Source organism: Streptomyces sp. NPDC091280, assembly GCF_044768565.1.
GTDB lineage: Bacteria > Actinomycetota > Actinomycetes > Streptomycetales > Streptomycetaceae > Streptomyces.
Genome location: NZ_JBIVUZ010000018.1, coordinates 74,840 through 94,819, shown reverse-complemented (window position 1 = coordinate 94,819; position 19,980 = coordinate 74,840). Strand labels below are relative to the sequence as shown.

General features: G+C 70.4%; 12 protein-coding genes. 7 read left to right on the top strand and 5 right to left on the bottom strand.

From position 1 onward, the window contains the following. Positions 1-127 precede the first annotated feature (127 nt). The gene (locus ACIQPR_RS42145; RefSeq protein WP_403660528.1) at positions 128-754 is read right to left on the bottom strand and encodes an ATP-binding protein; all 627 of its coding nucleotides are present in this window, start codon (positions 752-754) and stop codon (positions 128-130) included. 400 nt (positions 755-1,154) lie between these two features. On the opposite strand from ACIQPR_RS42145, the gene ACIQPR_RS42140 reads away from it, so the two are divergent. Further along, positions 1,155-1,727, top strand: a complete 573-nt coding sequence (locus tag ACIQPR_RS42140; protein ID WP_403660525.1) for an RICIN domain-containing protein — start codon at positions 1,155-1,157, stop codon at positions 1,725-1,727. Between the two features lie 137 nt (positions 1,728-1,864). Here the strand turns inward: ACIQPR_RS42140 and ACIQPR_RS42135 are convergent, their stop codons facing one another. Beyond that, positions 1,865-2,299: a peptidoglycan-binding protein gene (locus tag ACIQPR_RS42135; protein WP_403660523.1), complete on the bottom strand. Its 435-nt coding sequence runs from the start codon at positions 2,297-2,299 to the stop codon at positions 1,865-1,867. A gap of 665 nt (positions 2,300-2,964) precedes the next feature. Here ACIQPR_RS42135 and ACIQPR_RS42130 point away from each other — a divergent pair. From ACIQPR_RS42130 to ACIQPR_RS42120, 3 genes are all read left to right on the top strand, one after another. After that, positions 2,965-3,936 (top strand): ArsR/SmtB family transcription factor, encoded by a 972-nt coding sequence (locus ACIQPR_RS42130; RefSeq protein ID WP_403660520.1) that lies wholly within the window; start codon positions 2,965-2,967, stop codon positions 3,934-3,936. A 231-nt stretch (positions 3,937-4,167) separates the two neighbouring features. Next, positions 4,168-4,632, top strand: coding sequence for a peptidase inhibitor family I36 protein (locus ACIQPR_RS42125; protein WP_403660517.1), 465 nt, complete (start codon positions 4,168-4,170; stop codon positions 4,630-4,632). 99 nt (positions 4,633-4,731) lie between these two features. Further along, the gene (locus ACIQPR_RS42120; RefSeq protein ID WP_403660514.1) at positions 4,732-5,625 is read left to right on the top strand and encodes a hypothetical protein; all 894 of its coding nucleotides are present in this window, start codon (positions 4,732-4,734) and stop codon (positions 5,623-5,625) included. Between the two features lie 88 nt (positions 5,626-5,713). Here ACIQPR_RS42120 and ACIQPR_RS42115 read toward each other — a convergent pair whose 3' ends face one another. Beyond that, the gene (locus ACIQPR_RS42115; RefSeq protein WP_403660511.1) at positions 5,714-9,412 is read right to left on the bottom strand and encodes a hypothetical protein; all 3,699 of its coding nucleotides are present in this window, start codon (positions 9,410-9,412) and stop codon (positions 5,714-5,716) included. Positions 9,413-9,563: 151 nt separating this feature from the next. Here ACIQPR_RS42115 and ACIQPR_RS42110 point away from each other — a divergent pair, with 151 nt between their 5' ends. Both ACIQPR_RS42110 and ACIQPR_RS42105 read left to right on the top strand, forming a co-directional pair. Continuing rightward, positions 9,564-12,899 (top strand): S8 family peptidase, encoded by a 3,336-nt coding sequence (locus tag ACIQPR_RS42110; protein ID WP_403660508.1) that lies wholly within the window; start codon positions 9,564-9,566, stop codon positions 12,897-12,899. Positions 12,900-13,098: 199 nt separating this feature from the next. Continuing rightward, positions 13,099-15,795: a pectinesterase family protein gene (locus ACIQPR_RS42105; RefSeq protein WP_403660505.1), complete on the top strand. Its 2,697-nt coding sequence runs from the start codon at positions 13,099-13,101 to the stop codon at positions 15,793-15,795. An 81-nt stretch (positions 15,796-15,876) separates the two neighbouring features. Here ACIQPR_RS42105 and ACIQPR_RS42100 read toward each other — a convergent pair whose 3' ends face one another. Next, a complete protein-coding gene (locus ACIQPR_RS42100; RefSeq protein WP_403660502.1) occupies positions 15,877-16,068 on the bottom strand; it encodes a CstA-like transporter-associated (seleno)protein in 192 nt (63 codons plus the stop codon). After that, the gene (locus tag ACIQPR_RS42095; RefSeq protein WP_403660499.1) at positions 16,065-18,152 is read right to left on the bottom strand and encodes a carbon starvation CstA family protein; all 2,088 of its coding nucleotides are present in this window, start codon (positions 18,150-18,152) and stop codon (positions 16,065-16,067) included. The genes ACIQPR_RS42100 and ACIQPR_RS42095 overlap by 4 nt, the downstream gene beginning before the upstream one ends. A gap of 276 nt (positions 18,153-18,428) precedes the next feature. On the opposite strand from ACIQPR_RS42095, the gene ACIQPR_RS42090 reads away from it, so the two are divergent. Beyond that, positions 18,429-19,970, top strand: coding sequence for a sodium:solute symporter (locus ACIQPR_RS42090; RefSeq protein WP_403660496.1), 1,542 nt, complete (start codon positions 18,429-18,431; stop codon positions 19,968-19,970). Positions 19,971-19,980: the final 10 nt, after the last annotated feature.

Sequence of the window (19,980 nt, the reverse complement as noted above, 5' to 3'; positions counted from 1 at the left end):
CAGGAGCCGTTCGTCGGTTCCCGCCCGGTCTGTGCGCCTGGGCCCCGGTCGGGGCGTAGGGGGGAACGAACCCGACACAGGCATGGGTTGCTGCGCCACCTCCGGGTCGAGCTCGCCCTGTACTGAGTCAGCCGCTCCGACGATCGTCGACCTCGACGGACAAGTGCGGCCACAACGCTACGAGTTGCAACAGCTCATCCGCCACAGGTCCGACTGCCACACGCACGCGCTCGCCAGGGCGGAAGTGCACAACGGTGCCGGTCGCGCCGTCGTCCGCGATCGGTGTCAGACCCGTCGTGGGGACGCCGAACTCGTAACGTTGATTCCAGGCGCCTGCTGCGCGGCGATTGGTGTGGACGAGCCATTCGCTGAGCGCCGCGACAACGGACATACCGCGGCGCGGATAGCCATCGGGAAGCACTTGCGCGTCGGGGTGATCGAAGAATCGAAGATCCTTCGACGCCATGACCGGCTTCTTCACGGCTCGTCCGTGCTCATCGAAGCGGGTGTCAGTGCCTCGACCGTCGTCCGCGACGGATACCGATCCGTCGGCGTGGAAGGTGACGGTACAACGCCCTGCGCCGCGCGCTTCCGCCTCGTCGGCCGCGTAGGCGACGACTTCGAGGATCAGGTGCTGCGCACCGCTCGGTGCATAGGTGGCCCAATCGCGACGGATACGCGTGAGGTGGTGGACGTCCACGGTGCTCGTCCAGTCGTGCGTCGTGTTGCGCCACGGAACCGTTGATCTGTCCATTCGGGAAGTATCCCGACCGCGCACACAGGTTCAAGATGCGGTCCATCGCGAAAGACCGCCTCGCCCCGTGGGCGAACCAGCCAGCCGACGCCCTCCCCGGTGGTGGCCGCGTCGGTGCCGAGGATCTCCCGATGCCTGTCGTCGGTGGCACCGACCGCGATCAGCGCGTGGACGTTGATGGTCCGGCCGTCGTCGCCTGTTCGGCCCACCGGGGTCGTTCCAGGAGCCAGTGAGCCCTTTCCAACCTCTCGCGTTGGTACGGACGCAGCGGAACAAGCCAGGAAGCGACGGCTGGTCCGCTGGGCGGAACAGAGGGCGACCGCGCGCTTTCACCGGAACACGCTGTCCACGAACGAGACGGAATCAGGTTTCCGGTCGACAAGTCATAGGAGTTGCGACGATGAAGATCCAGAACAGGATCACCGTCCTGGCGGCGACGCTTCTGAGCTGCGCGGGCATGGTCACGTTGGCGACGGGAGCGAGTGCCGCCGTGCCGACGCCGGACTCTACGGCGGGAGTGTCAGCCCGTGTCACGGCCGCCGCTGCCGCGAGCAGCTATCACACGATCAAGAACATGGCCTACAGCCAGTGCGTGGACGCGCCCGGCGGGGTGCTGAACGTCAGACTTCAGCTGGCCAACTGCAACGGCTCCAGCACGCAGAACTGGGCGTTCGTGTCGACCGGTTCGGCGGACACCTACTACCTGGTGAATCAGGCGAGCGGGTACTGCGCCGAGGTCAACAACGGCACCAGCGTTCCGGGCGAGGCCGTCGACGAGTACCTCTGTGACGGGCTGGCGTCGGAGCAGTGGGTCGAGACCGCCGTGATCATCGACCAGAAGATCGGCGCGAAGTTCAGGCACGTGGGCACCAATCTGTGCCTCGACACGGTCGGCGGTGCCGGCAGCCAGCTCATGCAGTGGAGTTGCGACGACGCACACCCGGCGACGGCCCAGGTCTGGACCGTGAGTTAGGCCGCTTCCGAGCAGCCCGCCGCTCACCGTTCGGCGAGCTGCTCGACCGAACGCCGTTCCTGCCGGGGCGATCCCACGGCAGGAACGGCGTTCACAACGGCAGGGCGATGGTGTCCGTCGTCGTGGGCCCCGCGTGGTCAGGGGTAGATGGGCCCGTAGGCGCCGACGAGGTACTCCAGGCAGCTGTTGGTGTTGGGGCCCGCCTGGCCGTCGACGTTCTGTGAGCAGGGCGAGTCGGTCTGGAACTTCTTGACCCAGGCCTCGGTCTGCGGTCCGAAGTTGCCGTCCACGGACAGCGGGGTGCCGCCGTAGTACTCGTTGATGCCCTTCTGGAGCAGCTTCACGCAGTAGTCGCCGTAGTCGCCGTAGGCCAGATTGTGGTTGGGGACCAACTGCTTGAACAGCAGGGCGTTGTTCTTGTAGTACACCGTGGTGCAGGTGGTGGAGGAGTACGCGGCGGAGACCTGCGCGGTGGTGGTCGCCGCGTCCGCGGTGGGCGCCACGGCGAGTCCGCCGCCGGCGAGGGCTGCCGAGGCGAGTCCGAGTGCGAGCCGCCTGCCGATGACCTTCATGAGCGTGGGTTTCCTTCTGTGTCTGGGTCGCTGAGGCACCGCGCCGTCGACGGACATGAGGATCCGGGCCGTCGGGGCGGGGCGGTTCCGATACTCGGGCCCGCGAGCGTCGGAGCACCACACCCGGCCGCCGATTGACGAGATTGCGGGTCCTCGAAGCTCTGACCTGCTCTTCTCTCGTCCCGGGTGGCAATGGGACGGGTCGTGTCCCGGGAGCGCGAACCTCTCGGAAGCGTGCGCGTCAGGAACAAGCCCGTGCACACTTCACCCGTGATCGGCCCCACTACACAGCGGGACGCCGTCGTCGGCCAGGCCGTCGATTGTGTGGCCATGCTGCAAGGAGTTCCGTATTCGTCGCCGGAAGACACCCGCGTGCCGGCCGGCGGTGACCAGGCCGTCCCGGATGACGAAGTCAGCTCCTGGGCGAGCAGGCGTTCCGCGCAGGCCCGCAGGCCGGGGTGTGCTCACGCAGCATGGCGACGAGGTCGTCGCGGATCACAGCGCGCCCCGGCAACAGGAAGACGAGTACCCACACGCACCGCGAATTCCTCTGGTTCAGGTGCGGGTCGGGCCAATGGCGCGCAAAACGGCCCACCGGCGTCATATGGGCATGAGCATGATGATTCGATCAGCTCTCGCAGGCCAGGCCGCCGAGGGGGAATCCAATGCTCCGTATGCACTTCACCGATGCCGACCTGGCGCGTACCCGTATGGCGGCCGAGCCGGATCCCCTGTGGGAGATCGGGCTGAGCCTGGCCCGGTTACAGACCCGGCAGGGTCGGTGGGCGTACGCCTCGTGGTACCGGGACACCAGACAGCGGCTGACCGAGACCGGGCTGGACCGCATGGTGCGCACCACGCTCTTGCCTCTGTTTCCCAGAGCCGCCTACTACCCGGACTTCCTCAATCCCGCCGAAGCGGCGGACGGCCTCGACGCGGGGCTGGCCGCCATCATGGCGACCCCGGAGGAGCGGATCCGGCGCGAGGTGGAGCACTTCGCGAGCATCACAGCGGCTCCGACCTGGACGCAGCGCCTCGTGGAGCGGGACGCGCGCGAAGACCTGACCGACTGCCTGCGGCGGTACTACGACACGGCCATCGCGCCCTATCACGAACGGGCCCAGGCCCGGATCGACGCCGAGCGATCCGTCCGGGCCCGCGCCCTGCTGCACGGCGGGACGGACGCGCTTCTGCGCGGCCTGGGGCCCTCCATCCGTTGGCAGGCACCCGTACTGCATGTCGAGTACCCCGCCGCCGACTGCGACCTCCACCTCGGCGGACGCGGACTGCTGCTCGTACCGTCGTATTTCTGCTGGGGATGGCCGATCGCACTGGCCGATCCCGCACTGCCGCCCGTCCTCGTCTACCCCCTCCTCCACGAACAGGCCGCCCCCACCGGCACGGCGCCCCTCGCGGTGCTGCTGGGCCGGACCCGGGCACTCGTGCTCCGGGCCACCGCGGCTGGAGCCACCACCGGGGAACTCGCCCGCGCGGCCGGCATCTCCGGGCCGGCCGCCAGCCAGCACACGTCCGCACTGCGCGACGCGGGTCTGATCACCAGCCACCGCCACGGTCCAGCCGTCCTGCACACCCTCACACCTCTCGGCGCGGCCCTGGTCCGCGCCGCCACCAGATGAACGACCTCCTCCGGCGTGACCCCTCAATTACCCTCTTCCACCTGGGCATTTAAGCCGTACTGAACAGGTGTGGCCGGGTGTACCGGCCGGTGGGAAGGTCGTCGTCAGCGGCCGGCGGACAGCGCAAACGTGGCGGGACAGGGGCCGTGAACGGCGCCTCCTGCCCGACGTACTGCCTGCTCTGCCGCATGGACCCCGACGACGCTGGACTCACTGGATTGAGGAGACCCAATGGGAAGCATCCGAACCACCGCCGGACTCGCGGCGGCATCGGTGATCTCGCTGCTTTCGATGATCGCCGCGACCGGCACCGCTGCCGCCGCGTCGGACTCACCGGCGGCCACCCCGAGAGCCGTGGCGGCCGTTCCGAGCGGATGTACGGCAGGGAACTTCTGCTTCTGGAACAACGCGTACTACGACGACGGGCCGGGTCAGGTGTCCGGCAACAACAACAACTACACCGCCTTCGCGCACGCCAGCTGCCCGCACCAGACGTGGAACGACTGCATCTCGTCCGTCTACAACGACGGCACCAGCGGCCTGGGCGTGGCCGTCTACCTCGACGCCGGACCGAGCGGCGTGTCGTGGTGCGTGCCGGACAACACCGGCTACGCCCTCCTGCCCACGTACTACCCGAACACCACCACCGTCCTCAACGACTCGATCAGCGCCAACAAGTGGACCTCGGCCTGCTGATCCGACCCCCAACGGCACTCTGAGGACTGGCGGTTGACCATGTCTCACCGTTCGCGACGCGGGCCTGAACGGGTCCGCGCGAGCCTTCGGATCGCGGCGGTGCTGACAGCCGCCCTGGCAGCGGTGACCGGGTGCTCCACGGGCCCGGCACCGCGACCGGGGAGCGCCACGTCGCAGGCGCGTCAGGAGGTGGCGGCGCTGGCCGTACTGACCGACGACGCCACCTCGCTCCGGCAGCACTGGCAGCTGTTCGGCGCCCAGCAGCTGCTGGTCCAGCGGTGCATGCGACAGCTGGGCCTGCGCTACCTCGTCACGCGCACCGGCCCCGAACCGGCGGCCGGCATCACCACCGCGGACACCAGAGGCACCGCCGTCCCGGCCTCCTACGCGATCACCGGGCCACCGGTCGGCGCGATCGACGGAGTGCCGGCGCAGGACCGCTACGTCGGCTCCCTTCCGCCTGCGGCGCGGGCACGCTATCTGGTCGCCTACAACGGCTCCGCCACCCGCATGGCGACCCTCACGCTGCCCAGCGGGACCGTGAGCCGGTACCTGACCGGCGGCTGCGAGGGCCGGGCACGGACGGAGCTGTACGGCAGCGTACGGGCCGCGATGCAGGACACCCTCGTCCCGCAGGACGTGAACGCGATGTTCCACGCCTCCCTTGCCACCAACCGGCGCTACCAGTCGGCGCTCGTCACCTGGCAGCGCTGCATGGCCCGATCCGGATGGCGGGCGAAGACCCCGGCCGCGGCCATCCAGGCACTCCAGGCCCAGGCCGCCGCCAGCGCAAGTACCGCCGCACTGGCCGGAAAACAGCACTCGGAGGCCGCCGCCGACCAGCGTTGCGACACCGCCGGCGATCTGCGCGGCACGCTCACCGCCCTGCGAAGGGCCTTCCTCGATCGGCAGCCCAAAGAGACCCTGATCCGACTGAACCAGATCGAACAGACCCGCCGGTCGGCCCTGGCCCGCGCCCGGACAGCTCCCTGAACTCCCCCAACGACAACCAGCACCCCGCCGCACCCCTCTGCCCCCGACTCACCAACTGGAGTCACGTCCAGGGCAAGCACTCTTCACCCTATTGGCGTTCGGGCTCGCATGCCTTCCGATAGGTCGCGTCCGGTATGTAGGTCTTCCACTGCGCCTTGGTCAGTTCCGCTCCGGCGCGGGCGCAGACGTCCCTCACCGCCTGGGCGGGGTCGACGACGTGGCGTTGGACGGAAACGTGCGTGCCGCTCGCGTACAGGGTGTGGTTGTCGGAGCTGAAGGCGAGAGAGGTCAGCGGTTCGCCGGCGGTCGGCAGGGGGCCGCCCAGGGGCTGCCGGGTCTGGGTGTCCCAGAGTTGGAGGGTTCCCGCGTCGCCGCCTACGGCGAGTGTGCGGCCGTCGTGGCTCAGGGCGAGAGCTGTGATCGACTCCGAGCTTTCCGCCGAGGACTGCAAGGCGTCGTCCAGGACTGCGACCGGGTCGGCAGGGTCGCCGTCCCAGAGGGTGACGCGGCCGGTGAGGTCCCCTGCGGCCAGCCAGGAGTGGCCGACAGTGCCGGATGAGCCGCCGACGACGAACGCGGTGGCGCTGATATCGGCGTCCTGGGCCAGTTTCGGAGGCAGGCGGCGGGCCGAGGGAAGACGTACGGCGCTGCCGTCGCCGACCAGGACACGGCCGTCAGGGGACAGTGCCAGGTGGCTGTCGGCCAGGCCCTTCACCGTGCCGGCTCTGCGGGCGTGGACCGTGTCCCAGATCTCGTCGACCGTTCCGCCGTCGTCCGTGGCCCGGGCGACGTAGAGGGTGTGGGTGCCGGGCGCCAGGGCGAGGGAGCGTATGTCGTCGGCGGGGCCTGTCGGGGTGAGGGGCACGGTCACCGGCGGGCGGGTGCCAGTCAGGTCCCGGACGGTGACGCGTCGCGCCGTGCCGTAGACGAACGCACGGCCGTCCGGACTGAAGGCCAGCAATGGCAGGCCGGCGGCCGACACGGACGGCAGGGTCCGTGGCCGTCCGCCGCCGGTCGAGCGCAGCGTGAAGTGGTAGGCGGCGCCGCTGCGTTCGACCGTGGCGAGTGTGTTGCCGTCCGGGGCGAGCAGGGTGGCGTCCGAGGGCCGTGCGTGCCAGGCCGACGCTGTCGGTGTCGTCACGTCGTAGGAGTGGACGGTGTTGTCGGAGAGGTAGCGGAGTATGGGGTGGGTCGGGTCCCAGGCCAGTTCGCCGTATGTCTGCTGCTCGCCGAGGGGGTGGCGGAAGACGGGGGCGCCGGGTGCGGACAGGCGCCACACCCGGATCTCCGTGGTGTCGTCGGTCGCCAGGAACGCCCCGTCCGGGCTGAAGACGGCCGAGTCGACCTCCGCGTCCTCGGGGGCTGCGACCTGACGTCCCGTACGGGTGTCCCAGATGTGGATGCCCAGCGCCGACACGAGCGCGAGACGGTGGGTGGCGGCCTCGGAGCCACGGCCGAACAGCAGTTGTGCGCCATCGGCCGCGCACAGGTCTCCGGCGCTTCGCCAGGCGCCGGGGACTGCGCGGTGCTCGGTCGTGTCCCGGACCTCCACTCCGTGGGAAGTGCACGCGGCGATCTGCCGGTCGTCGGGGTCCGTGGCGACGGCATCCACACCACGTGCCCGGGTCTCGTACAGCAGCCTCCCACCGTCGACGGAACGCACCTGCACACGGCCGGAGTTCGCGTCGCTGACCGTGTAGCTACGGCCGCTGCTGCCGAAGGAGATGTCGGTGGTGCGCCTCGGGAGAGGGCGGGCGCCGCCGGTCCAGCGATGGCCGGCCGTGTCCCACAGGCGTATCCCGTCGCCGGTGGAGAGCGCGAGAACCCGGGCGTCGGGGGCGGCGGCGATCAGTTGGGTGCCGGCCGGCAGCGCTCCCGAAGCGATGCGCGCGTGCGTGGTCACGTCCCAGGTACGCCATGTGGTGCCGTCGACGGTGAGCAGGGTGCGGCCGGCGTCGGTGAGAACGGGGCTCGGGCCGTTCGGCGTGGGGACGGTGAAGGCGTCCAAGTCGGGCTGGGCCAACGCGGCGAGTACCGCGCGGCGGGACTCGGGCAACGGGGACAGCCGCCAGGCGGCTGCGCTGAGGAGGAGTGCGGTGCGCGGGTCGGTGGTCCGCAGGGAGTCGGCGACGGCGGCGACCCTGCGGGCGGCGGCCTCGGTGCGCTGGTGGCCGTTCGCGCGGTGCTGACTCCAGGCGAGCAGTCCGGCCGCCAGTGCCACGGCGAGGACGGCGGACAGCGAGGTGAGCAGGAGCCGCGAGCGGCGGGCGGCCCGGACGGCCGTGCGGTGTTCCGTGTCCCGGGCCTCCAAGGCCGTCTCGACGAACTCCGCCTCGTTCCCGGTGAGTTCGTGGCCGAGTAGTTCCTGTGCCCGGTCGAGGCGGGTGCCGCGCCACAGGGCGCCGGGGTCGCGGCCGGCCTCGCGCCAGGCGTGCGCGGCCTCGGTCAGACGCCGTTGGTCGCGCAGCCGATCGCGGCCCTCCTCCAGCCAGTCGGCGAGCCGCGGCCAGCAGGTGATCAGTGCTTCGTGGGCCAGCTGGACGCCGTCCTCGTCCGTCGTCAGCAACCGGGCCCGGGCCAGCCGGTCGACCACGTGCGGCACGGCCGGGTCGGTCCACTCGTCGAGTTCGGCGCGGTTCAACGGGCGGCGGGTGTCGGGTGTTCCCGGTCCTCGCCCCGGCTCGACGAGCCGCATCAGCAGCAGCCGGGCGACCGTCCGTGACTCCGGCTCCAGTTCCGCGTACACCTCCTCGGCGGTCGCCGCGATCGCACCGCGCACCCCGCCGGCCGCTTCATAGGCGGCCAGGGTGAGCATGCGGCTGCGTCGTCTGCGCCAGGTCTCCAGCAGGGCGTGGGAGAGCATCGGCAGCCCGCCCGGTTCGTCGAGGACCTCGTCGACGACGCGGGCGGTCAGCTCCCGCTCCACGAGCAGGCCGGTCGCGGCGGCCGGTCTGACCACCGCCTCGCGCAACTCGTCGGCCGTCATGGGGCCCAGCGCCAGCGCGGCGCCCCGCAACGCGTCGGCCAGGCCTCGGTGTTCGAGGCAGCGGGCGTAGAAGTCGGCACGGACGGAGATCAACACCCTCAGCCCGCTGTCCGGTTCGCGCGCGGCCAGCAGCAGGTCGATGAACCGGGCGCGCTCGGCACGGTCCTGGCACAGCGTGAACAGTTCCTCGAACTGGTCGACCACCACCCAGCTCTCGGGCGCGTCGGTCTGTGCCGGGGCGAGCAGTCCGCCGTAGGTCGCGGCGGGGCTGGGGCCGGGCGTGAGGATCCGCAGCACCGCCGGGCGGTCACCGTCGGCGGCCCGCTCGCGCAGCCGGGGGATCAACCCCGCCCGCAGCAGCGAGGACTTGCCGCTGCCGGACGCCCCGAACAGCACCGCGAGCCGGTGGTCGCCGACCAGCCGTTCCAGCTCCGTCACCATCGGTTCGCGCCCGAAGAACAGCCCCCGGTCGCCGGGTTCGAAGCGGGCCAGCCCCCGGTACGGCGGACGGGCGTCCTCTTCCCTTACGGCCACGGCCAGTGCCGCCTCCGTCTCCTTCCAGAGCGTCTCCCACTCCGCCGGGTCCCCGTCGCAGGCGCTCACGTAGCCCTGTACGGCGTTCCAGGTGGGCAGTTGTTCTCCGGCCGCCGCCCGGGACAGCGTCGTCGCGGAGACGCCGGAGGTGGCGGCCATGCTCCGGTACGACGGACCGCCGGCCGCTCGCCGCAACTCACGGAGTTGATGCGCGAGTTGCGGGACGGGTCCGGCTTCCGGGTCGAGAGCACTCTCGGGACGCCCCACGCGGCCACCTCCTTGTTCACACCCGTGTCCACACCGGACAAGAGACGGATCCGGCACGCGCGGTTCCGTTTGATTCGGCTGATCACAGGGACCTGCGCATCAACTTCCGGCCCGCAAACCTCGTTAGCGACACTCCGATCGAGGGGGAAGCTTGCACAGAAACGTCAAACGCGCCTGCGCCGTCGCGGCCGTGTCCGCGGCCGTCGCGGCGCTGGCCTCGGGACTGACCGACCCGGCCGCGGCCACCGCCGCGCCGACCGCCATGAAGTCCGCCGAGAGCCATGGCCAGGGCACGCGCCTGGTCACTCTGATCACCGGTGACCGCGCGGTCCTCGACGCGAAGGGCCGCTTCCTCGGCCTCCAGCGGGCCAAGGGCCGCGAGCGCGTCCCCGTACAGGTGCGCACCTCCGGCGGCCACACCCTGGTGATCCCGATGGACGCGGCCTCCATGGTCGCGAGCGGTGCCCTCGACCAGCGGCTGTTCGATGTGACGGCGCTCGACAAGGCCGCGACCCGCACGAGCCGGCGCGGCGGTCTGAAGGTCATCGTCGGCTACCGGGGCGCCGCCCGGGCCGTGCGCAGCGAGGTCCGGGACACCGGCACCCTGTCCGCGACCTTCACGTCCCTGGACGCGGACGCCGTGCAGACTCCGGTCAAGGACACTCCCGAGCTGTGGAAGGCGGTGACCGACGGGGACCGTACCGCCGCCGGCATCGCGCACGTCTGGCTCGACGGCGTCCGCAAGGCGAGCCTCGACAAGTCCGTACCGCAGATCGGCGCCCCCACGGCCTGGGCGAAGGGGTACACCGGCAAGGGCGTGAAGGTCGCCGTGCTGGACACCGGTATCGACACCACTCACCCGGACCTGAAGACCCAGGTGATCGCGGCCAAGAACTTCACGACCGCCAGGGACACGTCCGACCACTTCGGTCACGGCACGCACGTCGCGTCGATCATCGCGGGCACCGGCGCCAAGTCCGGGGGCAAGTACAAGGGGGTCGCGCCCGGCGCCGAACTGCTCAACGCCAAGGTGCTGGACGACGAGGGCAGCGGCGACGACGCGTCGATCCTCGCCGGCATGGAATGGGCCGCCGCGCAGGGCGCCGACATCGTCAACCTCAGCCTCGGCGGCGCCGACACCCCGGGCATCGACCCGTTGGAGGCCGAGGTGAACAAGCTGTCCGAGACCAAGGGCATGCTGTTCGCCATCGCGGCCGGCAACGAGGGCGAGGGCGGCGACTCCACCGTCGACTCGCCGGGCAGCGCGGCCGACGCGCTCACCGTCGGCGCGGTCGACGGCTCCGACAAGCTCGCGTACTTCTCCAGCCGGGGACCGAGCGCCGACAACACCCTCAAGCCGGACGTCACCGCGCCCGGCGTGAAGATCACCGCGGCGGCGGCCAAGGGCAGTTACATCGACAAGGAGGTCGGCGAGAACCCGGCCGGGTACCTGACCATCTCCGGTACGTCGATGGCGACCCCGCACGTGGCGGGCGCCGCCGCGATCCTCAAGCAGGAGCACCCGGACTGGACGTGGGCGCGGCTCAAGGCCACGCTCGTCGGGTCCGCGAAGGGCGGGGACTACACCGCGTTCCAGGGCGGGGCGGGCCGTATCCAGGTCGACAAGGCCATCGCCCAGACCGTCGTCGCCGAGCCGAGTTCGCTGGACTTCCCGCTCCAGGAGTGGCCGCACACCGCCAACACCCCGGTGACGAAGCAGCTGACGTACCGCAACAGCGGCGCCAGTGACATCACGCTCAGCCTCAGCGCCCGGGGCTTCGCTCCGAAGGGCACCGCGGCCCCGGCCGGCTTCTTCACCCTCGGCGCCTCCACGGTCACCGTCCCGGCGGGCGGCACCGCCTCCGTCGGTGTCACCGTCGACGCCAGGCTCGGTGGCAGCGCCAACGGCGGCTATTCGGCCCGTGTGACCGCGACCGGCGGCGGCCAGACCGTCAGCACCTCGGTGGGCGTCGTGCGGGAGACCGAGCATTACCGGGTCACCCTCAAGTACATCAACCGGCCCGGGCAGACCCCGAAGCACGTGGCCTCGCTGATGTCCGTCGACGGCCTCGGAGCGGCGGCCTGGCTGTCGCCGGTGTCGACCGCCGACACCGTCGTCGTACGGGTGCCGAAGGGCAAGTACACCCTGGAGTCCGCCGGCGCGCAGGACCTGGACACGTACAAGGGCGGCCTCGACTGGCTGATCCAGCCCGAGTTGGACGTCACCGGGAACACGACGGTGACGCTCGACCAGAACAAGGCGAAGGCGCCGGACATCACGGTGCCCGACCCCGCGGCCGAGCCGAAGAACGCGTGGGTGGGGTACCACTACTACCCGGGCCAGAACGGCGCCAACGGCAACGGCGTGCTCGTGCGCTCCTTCTCCGACATCCGCGTCGCGCACATCGGCCCCGCCGTCGACTACCTCACCGAGACCTGGTCCGGACAGTGGACCAAGGGCGCCGACTCCGAGTACGACACCGGCTACGCCGCTCCGGTCAAGAGGATCACGCCGTACGTCCGCCACTACCGGGCGGGCGACTTCGCCACGCTGAACATCGGCATGGGCGCCTCGTCCCCCGGCAAGACCGGCGCCGTCGTCCTCACCGGCTCCGTGCCCGACGGCTACGGTTTCGCGTCGGCCGGCACGGACGCCGTGACGCAGAAGCTGCCCGGCACGCGCACCTACCACGTGTCGGCGGTGGACGGTGTCCAGTGGCGGCCCGACTTCTACCAGTTCTCCGCGAAGAAGGACGCCGACGGCAACGCGGTTCCGGACGAGGACCTGTGGGTCGACGACTACATGAACCTCAAGGCGGGTCGGACCTACCAACAGCGGTTCAACGCGGGCGTGTTCGGGCTCCGGCTCACCTCGTCGGAGAACCTGTTCCGCACGGGCAACAAGATGTCCGCCCAGCTCTTCCCGTTCGTCGACGGGGCCGGGCACGCCGGTGACGTGGACGTCTCCTCGGCGACGAGCACCCTGTACCGCAACGGCGTGAAGATCGGTTCGAACACCGACCCGCTCATGGGCAAGGAGCAGTTCACAGTCCCGGCCGGCGCCGCCGTCTACCGGCTGACGGCGTCGGTGCGCCGGGCCGCCTCGGTCGGAAAGGCCGGTTCGCGGATCGACGCGAGCTGGACGTTCCGATCGAAAAAGCCGGCCGACGAACTGCCGCACACGTTGCCCGCGTCCACGGTCCGCTTCGCGGTACCGACCAGCCCGACCAGCACCGTCCCGGCCGGCCGCACGACCGTCTACCCAGTCACCGTCCAGGGCGCGGCCAAGGGCGCCAACCTGAAGTCGCTGGCGGTCTGGGTGTCGTACGACCACGGCAGGACCTGGAAGAAGGTCACCGTCACGCACGGCAGGGTGACCGTGAAGAACCCGGCGAAGGGCAGGTCCGTGGCCCTGCGCGCCAAGGTCACCGACAAGAGGAACAACACGTCGACGATCACGCTCTACGACGCCTACTACGGCGGCTGAGCGTCGGCGATCACGCGGCGCCCCGGGCCGACTCGCCCGGGGCGCCGCACTCGTCGGACAACGCCCCGTACGAGCACGGCCGGAGCAGCCACTGGGACGGTCCTGGAAACCCGCACGGGACATCCTCCCGAAATTCTTGTTATCGACCGCCCGGGCGGACCGTCTCCCTAGGAACACCCGCGAAAGGAAAACGGACAGCATGCACCGAAATCACGGCAGACGGGCCAGGAGCAAGGCGCCCCGGTGGCGCATAGCGGCGCCGACGGGTGCGGCGGCCCTCCTCGTCCTGGGCGGTGCCGCCGCGGCGACCACAGTCGCGACGAACTCGGGCGACCAGACGGCCGACGTCAAGGCGGGCACGTACACCCTCACTGTCGCGAAGAGCGGCCAGTGCATGGATCTCGTCGGGAGCGGGAAGTCTCCCGGCACTCTGATCCAGCAGTGGGGCTGCGGTACCGGGCAGAGCAACCAGCAATGGACCCTGGTCGACCGCGGATCGGGCAGGTTCGCGCTCAGGTCGGCCGCGAGCGGGCTGTGCCTCGACGTCCCCGGCGCCTCGACCGCCTCCGGGACCCGGCTCCAGCAGTGGGGCTGCGCCACCGGCCAGGACAACCAGCTGTGGACGCTGAAGCAGGCGCAGGAGCACACGTATCAGCTCGTCAACGCGGGCAACGGCCTGTGCGTGAGCGACGCGGGGGCGAGCACCGCAGCGGGCGCCGCCGTCATCCAGGAGACCTGCACCGCCAACAGCAACAAACGCTGGACGCTCACCGCCGTCGGCAGCACCACTGCCTCACCGTCGCCTTCGCCCGCCGCCTCGGGCACGACCATCACGGTGGCCGCCGACGGCAGCGGTGACGTCAGAACCGTCCAGGCGGCGATCGACAAGGTGCCGGCGAACAACACCAAGCCGGTGACCATCGCCGTCAAGAAGGGCACCTACCGGGGCGTCTTCACGGTCCCGGGCACCAAGCCCTACGTCACGCTCAAGGGCCTCGGGGCCTCCGCCTCCGACGTCGTCCTGGTCGAGAACCACGGGGCCGGCACGAAGAAGGCGGACGGGACGACGTACGGCACCTCGGGCAGCGCCACCGCGTTCGTCGACGGGCACGACTTCACCGCGTCGAACCTGACCCTCTCCAACGACTACGACACCGGGACCGCGAGCACGGGCCAGGCGGTCGCGCTGAGCCTGTCCGCGGACCGAGCCGTTTTCACCGGCGTCCGGATCCTCGGCCACCAGGACACCCTGCTGCTCAACGACTCCGCGCGCGCCTACTTCCGGAAGTCGTACGTGGCCGGGACCGTCGACTTCGTCTTCGGCGGCGGGATCGGCGTCTTCGACCAGTCGGAGATCCACCAGCTGGGCAACGGCGGCTACTTGACCGCCGCCAGCACCCCGGCGAACCGCGCCTACGGCTACCTCTTCTACAAGTCGAGCATCACGGGCGCCGGAGTCGCGGGCACCAGCAGCCTCGGCCGGCCGTGGCGGCAGAACGCGCAGGTGCTGTACCGCGAGTCCACCATCGGATCGTTCATCAGGACGAGCCAGCCGTGGAGCGACATGTCCGCCAACACCTGGAAGGGCGCCCGCTTCAGCGAGTACAAGAACACCGGCGCCGGCGCGACGGTCAACTCCGCCCGGCCGCAGCTGAGCGACTCCCAGGCGGCGGACTACACCCCGCAGAAGTACCTGGCCGGATCGGACGGCTGGAACCCGACCACCACCGAAGCCACATCGGCCGCGACGGTCTGCAGGCCGACCGCGTACGGCGCGAAGGCGGACGGCCGAACGAAGGACACCGCCGCGATTCAGAAGGCCATCAACGCCTGCGCGGGCAAGGGCACCGTGGAACTGACCAGCGGGAAGTACCTCTCCGGCGCCCTGACCCTGCCCGGCGACCTCACCCTCACCCTCGACTCCGGGGCCACCCTGCTCGCCTCGCAGAGCACCGCGGACTATCCCGCCTCGGGCTCCAAGCTCGCCCCGCTGCTCTCCGCGTCCGGCGCGAAGAACCTCACCATCGACGGCTCGGGCAGCATCGACGGACAGGGTGCCTCCTGGTGGTCCGTGATCAAGTCCGAGAAGGCGGCGGGCAAGACGCTCTCGCCGCGCCCCGGTCTGGTCGACATCAGCGACGCCTCCAACGTGAAGATCTCCGGCATCACGCTGAAGAACGCCCCGAACGTCCACATCACCCTGAAGAAGGTCACCGGCGCCACGCTCGACAAGCTCACCATCTCGTCACCGGCCGACTCGCCCAACACCGACGGGATCGACGTCTGGTCGTCGTCCCAGGTCGCGGTGACCAGCAGCACCATCGACTCGGGTGACGACAACATCGCCATCGACTCCTCGCCGTCCGGCGGGCCGGCCCACGACATCTCGCTGAGCGACTGCATGATCCTGCACGGCCACGGCCTGTCCATCGGCAGCTACACCGCGGGCGGCGTCTACGACATCGACATCCACGACAACACCCTCAACGGCACCACGGCGGGCGTCCGCATCAAGACCGCGCGCGACCGGGGCGGCGAGGTCCACGGCATCAAGTACCGCAACCTCACGATGACGAACGTGACGACGCCGATCCAGGTCGTCGGCTACTACCCGAAGGCCCCCGCCGACGGCGACCCCGCCCAGACCGTGACCGCCACCACCCCGAACTACCACGACATCACCATCTCCGGCATCACCGCGACGGGCGCCACCGAGGCAGGTCAGATCATCGGCCTCCCGGAACGCCCCGTCACCGCCCTCACGCTGACCTCCGTCACGATCAGCGCCAAGACCGGCCTGACGGTCCGCAACGCGACCGTGAAGACCAACTCCACCACGATCAAACCCGCATCGGGACCGGCCTACGTGGTGCAGAGCAAGGCGACCGTCCAGTGATTCCCTGACACGGTCCGGTACTTCGCGACCATGCGCGGCAGACCGCGAGGCTCTTTCCCGAGCCTCGCGGTCTTCTCTTCATCAGCAGCAGCGGCCCTGCGCGGTGCTCTCCTGCTGTCTGCTGCGCAGCAGTTGATGCTCGCGGCGGGTCGGGGTGGGCGCGTGCGGGTGGTGCCGGCGGTGGCGTTCGCAGTAGCGGTCGTACTCCGCCTCCCCCGTCAGCTCCCGCAGGTACCAGCGGACCGTCCCCGCCAGGGCGGCGAGTTGTCTCACGACCGGGTCCCCGCGAGTTCCGGCGCGGTCGCGATCCGCGACTCGACGTAGGGCGCCTCGCTCGTGGGCTGGGCTCCCGGATGGCGGACCGAGCGGACGCAGACCACGGCGGCGTTGATGATCACTGTTGCCACCAGCACCAGGAACAGGGCCATGAGCACTCCGTCGACGGTGGAGTTGGTGACCACGGTGCGCATGTCGTCCATGGACTTCGCGGGTGCCAGCAGCCGGCCCGCGTGCAGGGCGTCGGCGTACGTCTCGCGCTGTGCGAAGAAGCCGACGCGGGGGTCGCCGGAGAAGATCTTCTGCCAGCCGGCGGTGAAGGTGACCGCGGTGACCCAGGCGAGCGGGACGCCGGTGACCCATGCCCAGCGCAGTCGGCCGGACTTGACGAGCAGGGTGGTGCAGACGGTGAGGGCTATGGCGGCGAGGAGCTGGTTGGCGATGCCGAACAGCGGGAAGAGCTGGTTGATTCCGCCGAGCGGGTCGGTGGCGCCGGTGTGGAGGAAGTAGCCCCAGGCGGCCACGATCAGTCCACTGCACAGCCAGATCCCGGGCTTCCAGTTCACCCGGCCGACGGGCTTCCACACGTTGCCCAGCATGTCCTGGAGCATGAAGCGCCCGACCCGGGTGCCGGCGTCGACCGTCGTGAGGATGAACAGCGCCTCGAACATGATCGCGAAGTGGTACCAGAAGGCCTTCAGCGCGCTGCCGCCGAAAACGCCGGAGAAGATCTCGGACATGCCCACGGCCAGGGTCGGGGCACCGCCGGAGCGTGCGATGAGGGTCTGTTCCTCGACGGCGTGGGCGGCCTGGTTCAACTGGTCCGGGGTGATGGTGAATCCGAGGCCGGCGACGGCGTGCGACGCGGACTGGGCTGTCGCGCCCAGCAGTCCGGCGGGCGCGTTCATGGCGTAGTAGAGGCCGGGCTCCAGGGTCGCGGCGGCGATGAGCGCCATGATCGCGACGAACGACTCCATCAGCATGGCGCCGTAGCCGATCATTCGGACCTGGGACTCCTTCTGGAGCAGCTTCGGTGTCGTACCGGAGGAGACCAGGGCGTGGAATCCGGAGAGGGCTCCGCAGGCGATGGTGATGAACAGGAACGGGAACAGGGAGCCCGCGAAGACCGGGCCCTTGCCCGAGGTGGCGAACTTGCTGACCGCGTCCGCGTGCAGGACCGGGGCGGCCACGACCACGCCGACCGCGAGGAGCGCGATGGTGCCGATCTTCATGAAGGTGGAGAGGTAGTCGCGCGGCGCCAGGAGCATCCACACGGGGAGCACGGAGGCGACGAAGCCGTAGCCGATGAGGCAGAAGACCAGTGTCGTGGGGCTGAGGGTGAACGCGGAGGCGAGTGAGGAGTTCTGCACCCAGCTGCCGCCGGCGATCGCGAGCAGGAGCAGTGCCACACCGATCAGGCTGGTCTCCACGACGCGGCCCGGGCGGATCCGGTGCATCCACAGCCCCATGAACAGGGCGATGGGGATGGTCATGGCGACGGAGAAGGTGCCCCACGGGGAGTGGGCGAGGGCGTTGACGACCACCAGGGCCAGCACACCCAGCAGAATGATCATGATGGCGAGGACGGCGACTAGGGCTGCGGCACCGCCGACCCGGCCGATCTCGTCCCGGGCCAGCTGTCCGAGGGACTTGCCGTCGCGTCGCATGGAGAGGAAGAGGACGACCATGTCCTGCACGGCTCCGGCGAAGACGGCTCCGGCCACGATCCACAGGGTCCCTGGGAGGTATCCCATCTGGGCCGCGAGCACCGGTCCCACCAGGGGGCCCGCGCCGGCGATGGCGGCGAAGTGGTGGCCGAGCAGCACCCGGCGGTCGGTGGGCTGGAAGTCGACCCCGTCGTCCAGGCGTTCGGCCGCCGTGGCGCGGCTGTCGTCCGGTTCGAGGACGCGGCGGGCGATGAAGCGGGAGTAGAAGCGGTAGGCGATGGCGTACGAGCCCAGGGCGGCCACGACGAGCCAGATGGCGGAGATCCGCTCGCCTCGGGACAGGGCGAGCACTCCCCAGGCCACACCACCGGCCAGGGAGACGGCGGTCCACAGGAGAACCGACCGGGGTGACATACGTGATTTCTCTCGCTTTTCGGGCACTTCACGAGCGAGTGTGGGCATGACGGCTCCTCACCTTGGCAGGTGGACGGACAGCGGGATGTTCGGCTCGGTGACGCGGTCGACGCGTCGGTACGCGGGCAGTGCTGCGGATCCGTAGAGGAGTTGTCCACCGGTCGTGACCGGTTGACAGGGAGATTTCCGGAAGATTTCCTGAACGCCCTTGTCCTCCGTTCCGCCTGCTCGCGCAACTCATGCGAAAGGGACAAGGCACACCAAGGACGGTGCACCATGGCTGACAGCGCCACGAGCTCGACGTTTCTCGCCGTGGTCGGCGGCGCGTCGCTGCTCGCCTTCAGCGCTCGGCGGCTGCACCCGACCGACCGACTGCCGTCCCTCGAAGGCTGGGCACTGGGCGACCGCACGCTCGGACCGGTGTGGACCTGGCTGCTGCTGGGCGGCACGGTCTTCACCGCCTACACCTTCACCGCGGTACCCGGCCTCGCCTACGGCAGCGGCGCCCCCGCGTTCTTCGCCGTCCCCTACACCATCCTCATCTGCCCGCTCGCCTTCGTCCTGCTGAGCCGTCTGTGGACGGTGGCCGCGCGGCAGGGGTACGTCACCGCCGCCGACTTCGTGCGGGCCCGCTACGGTTCACCCCCGCTGGCGCTGGTGGTCGCGCTGACGGGGATCCTCGCGACGATGCCCTATCTCGCGCTCCAACTGCTCGGCATCCGGGCCGTGTTGACCGCCGGCGGGATATCGCCCCGGGGTCCGGGCGGTGACCTGCTGATGGTCGCCCTGTTCGCGGGGCTCGCGGTCACCACGTATCGGCACGGCCTGCGAGCGCCGACCGTCATCTCGGCCCTCAAGGCACCCGCCGTCTTCCTGTCGCTCGGCGCCGTCACCTGGGTGGTGCTCCGCCATGTCGGCGGTCCCGGTCCGGTCTTCGACGAGGCGGCCCGACGCCTCGGCAGTACGGGCCCGGTCCTCTCCCCCGCCCAGCAGCCCGCGTACGCCACACTCGCCCTCGGATCCGCGCTCGCGCTGCTCATGTACCCGCATGTCCTCACCGCAGGCTTCGCCGCCGACAGCTCCCGCACACTGCGCAAGGCCTCGGTCGCGCTCCCCCTGTGGACAGGACTGCTCGCGCTCTTCGGCTTCCTGGGCATGGCGGCCCTCGCGATGGACGTGCGCGCGCCCCGGGGCAACGCGGAGGCCGCGGTACCGATGCTCGTGGACCGGCTCCTGCCGGGCCCCGTCTCCGGGCTGGTGTTCGGCGCCCTCACCGTGGGCGCCCTCGTACCGGCCGCCGTGATGTCCATCGCGGCGGCGACCAGCTTCGTCCGCAATGTGTACGTCGAGTACGTCCATCCCACGGCGACACCCAAGCGGCAGGTCCGCATCGCCCGGACGGTGTCCCTCACCGCGAAGGCGGGAGCCGTCGCCTTCGTGTTCGGACTGCGCCATCAGGACGCGGTCGACCTGCAACTCCTCGGCGGGGTGTGGATCCTCCAGATCTTCCCGGCCGTGGCGGTCGGCCTGTTCACCGCCCGGCTGCATCCCCGGGCGCTCCTGGCCGGCTGGGGTGCGGGCATGCTGTCCGGAACCCTGCTGGTGGTGGGCGAGGGGTTCTCCTCCGCCGTGGCCCTCGGCTTCGGCCGGCTCCAGATCTACGCCGGCCTCGCCGCCCTGATGCTCAACCTCGTCGTCGCGGTGACCCTCACCGCGTTCCTCGACCGACTCGGCGTGCCCCGCGGCGCCGACCTGACTGGCCTGCCGTCCCGCCTGACCGTCAGGCGGCGCCCGGACACGAGAGCGAACCAGCAGTGAGACACATTCC

Bases quoted from the DNA above. Each gene is read 5' to 3' on its own strand.
- ACIQPR_RS42140 (WP_403660525.1), top strand. From the start codon at position 1,155: ATGAAGATCCAGAACAGGATCACCGTCCTGGCGGCGACGCTTCTGAGC.
- ACIQPR_RS42125 (WP_403660517.1), top strand. From the start codon at position 4,168: ATGGGAAGCATCCGAACCACCGCCGGACTCGCGGCGGCATCGGTGATC.
- ACIQPR_RS42090 (WP_403660496.1), top strand. From the start codon at position 18,429: ATGGCTGACAGCGCCACGAGCTCGACGTTTCTCGCCGTGGTCGGCGGC.
- ACIQPR_RS42135 (WP_403660523.1), bottom strand. From the start codon at position 2,299: ATGAAGGTCATCGGCAGGCGGCTCGCACTCGGACTCGCCTCGGCAGCC.
- ACIQPR_RS42105 (WP_403660505.1), top strand. From the start codon at position 13,099: ATGCACCGAAATCACGGCAGACGGGCCAGGAGCAAGGCGCCCCGGTGG.
- ACIQPR_RS42130 (WP_403660520.1), top strand. From the start codon at position 2,965: ATGCTCCGTATGCACTTCACCGATGCCGACCTGGCGCGTACCCGTATG.
- ACIQPR_RS42095 (WP_403660499.1), bottom strand. From the start codon at position 18,152: ATGTCACCCCGGTCGGTTCTCCTGTGGACCGCCGTCTCCCTGGCCGGT.
- ACIQPR_RS42145 (WP_403660528.1), bottom strand. From the start codon at position 754: ATGGACAGATCAACGGTTCCGTGGCGCAACACGACGCACGACTGGACG.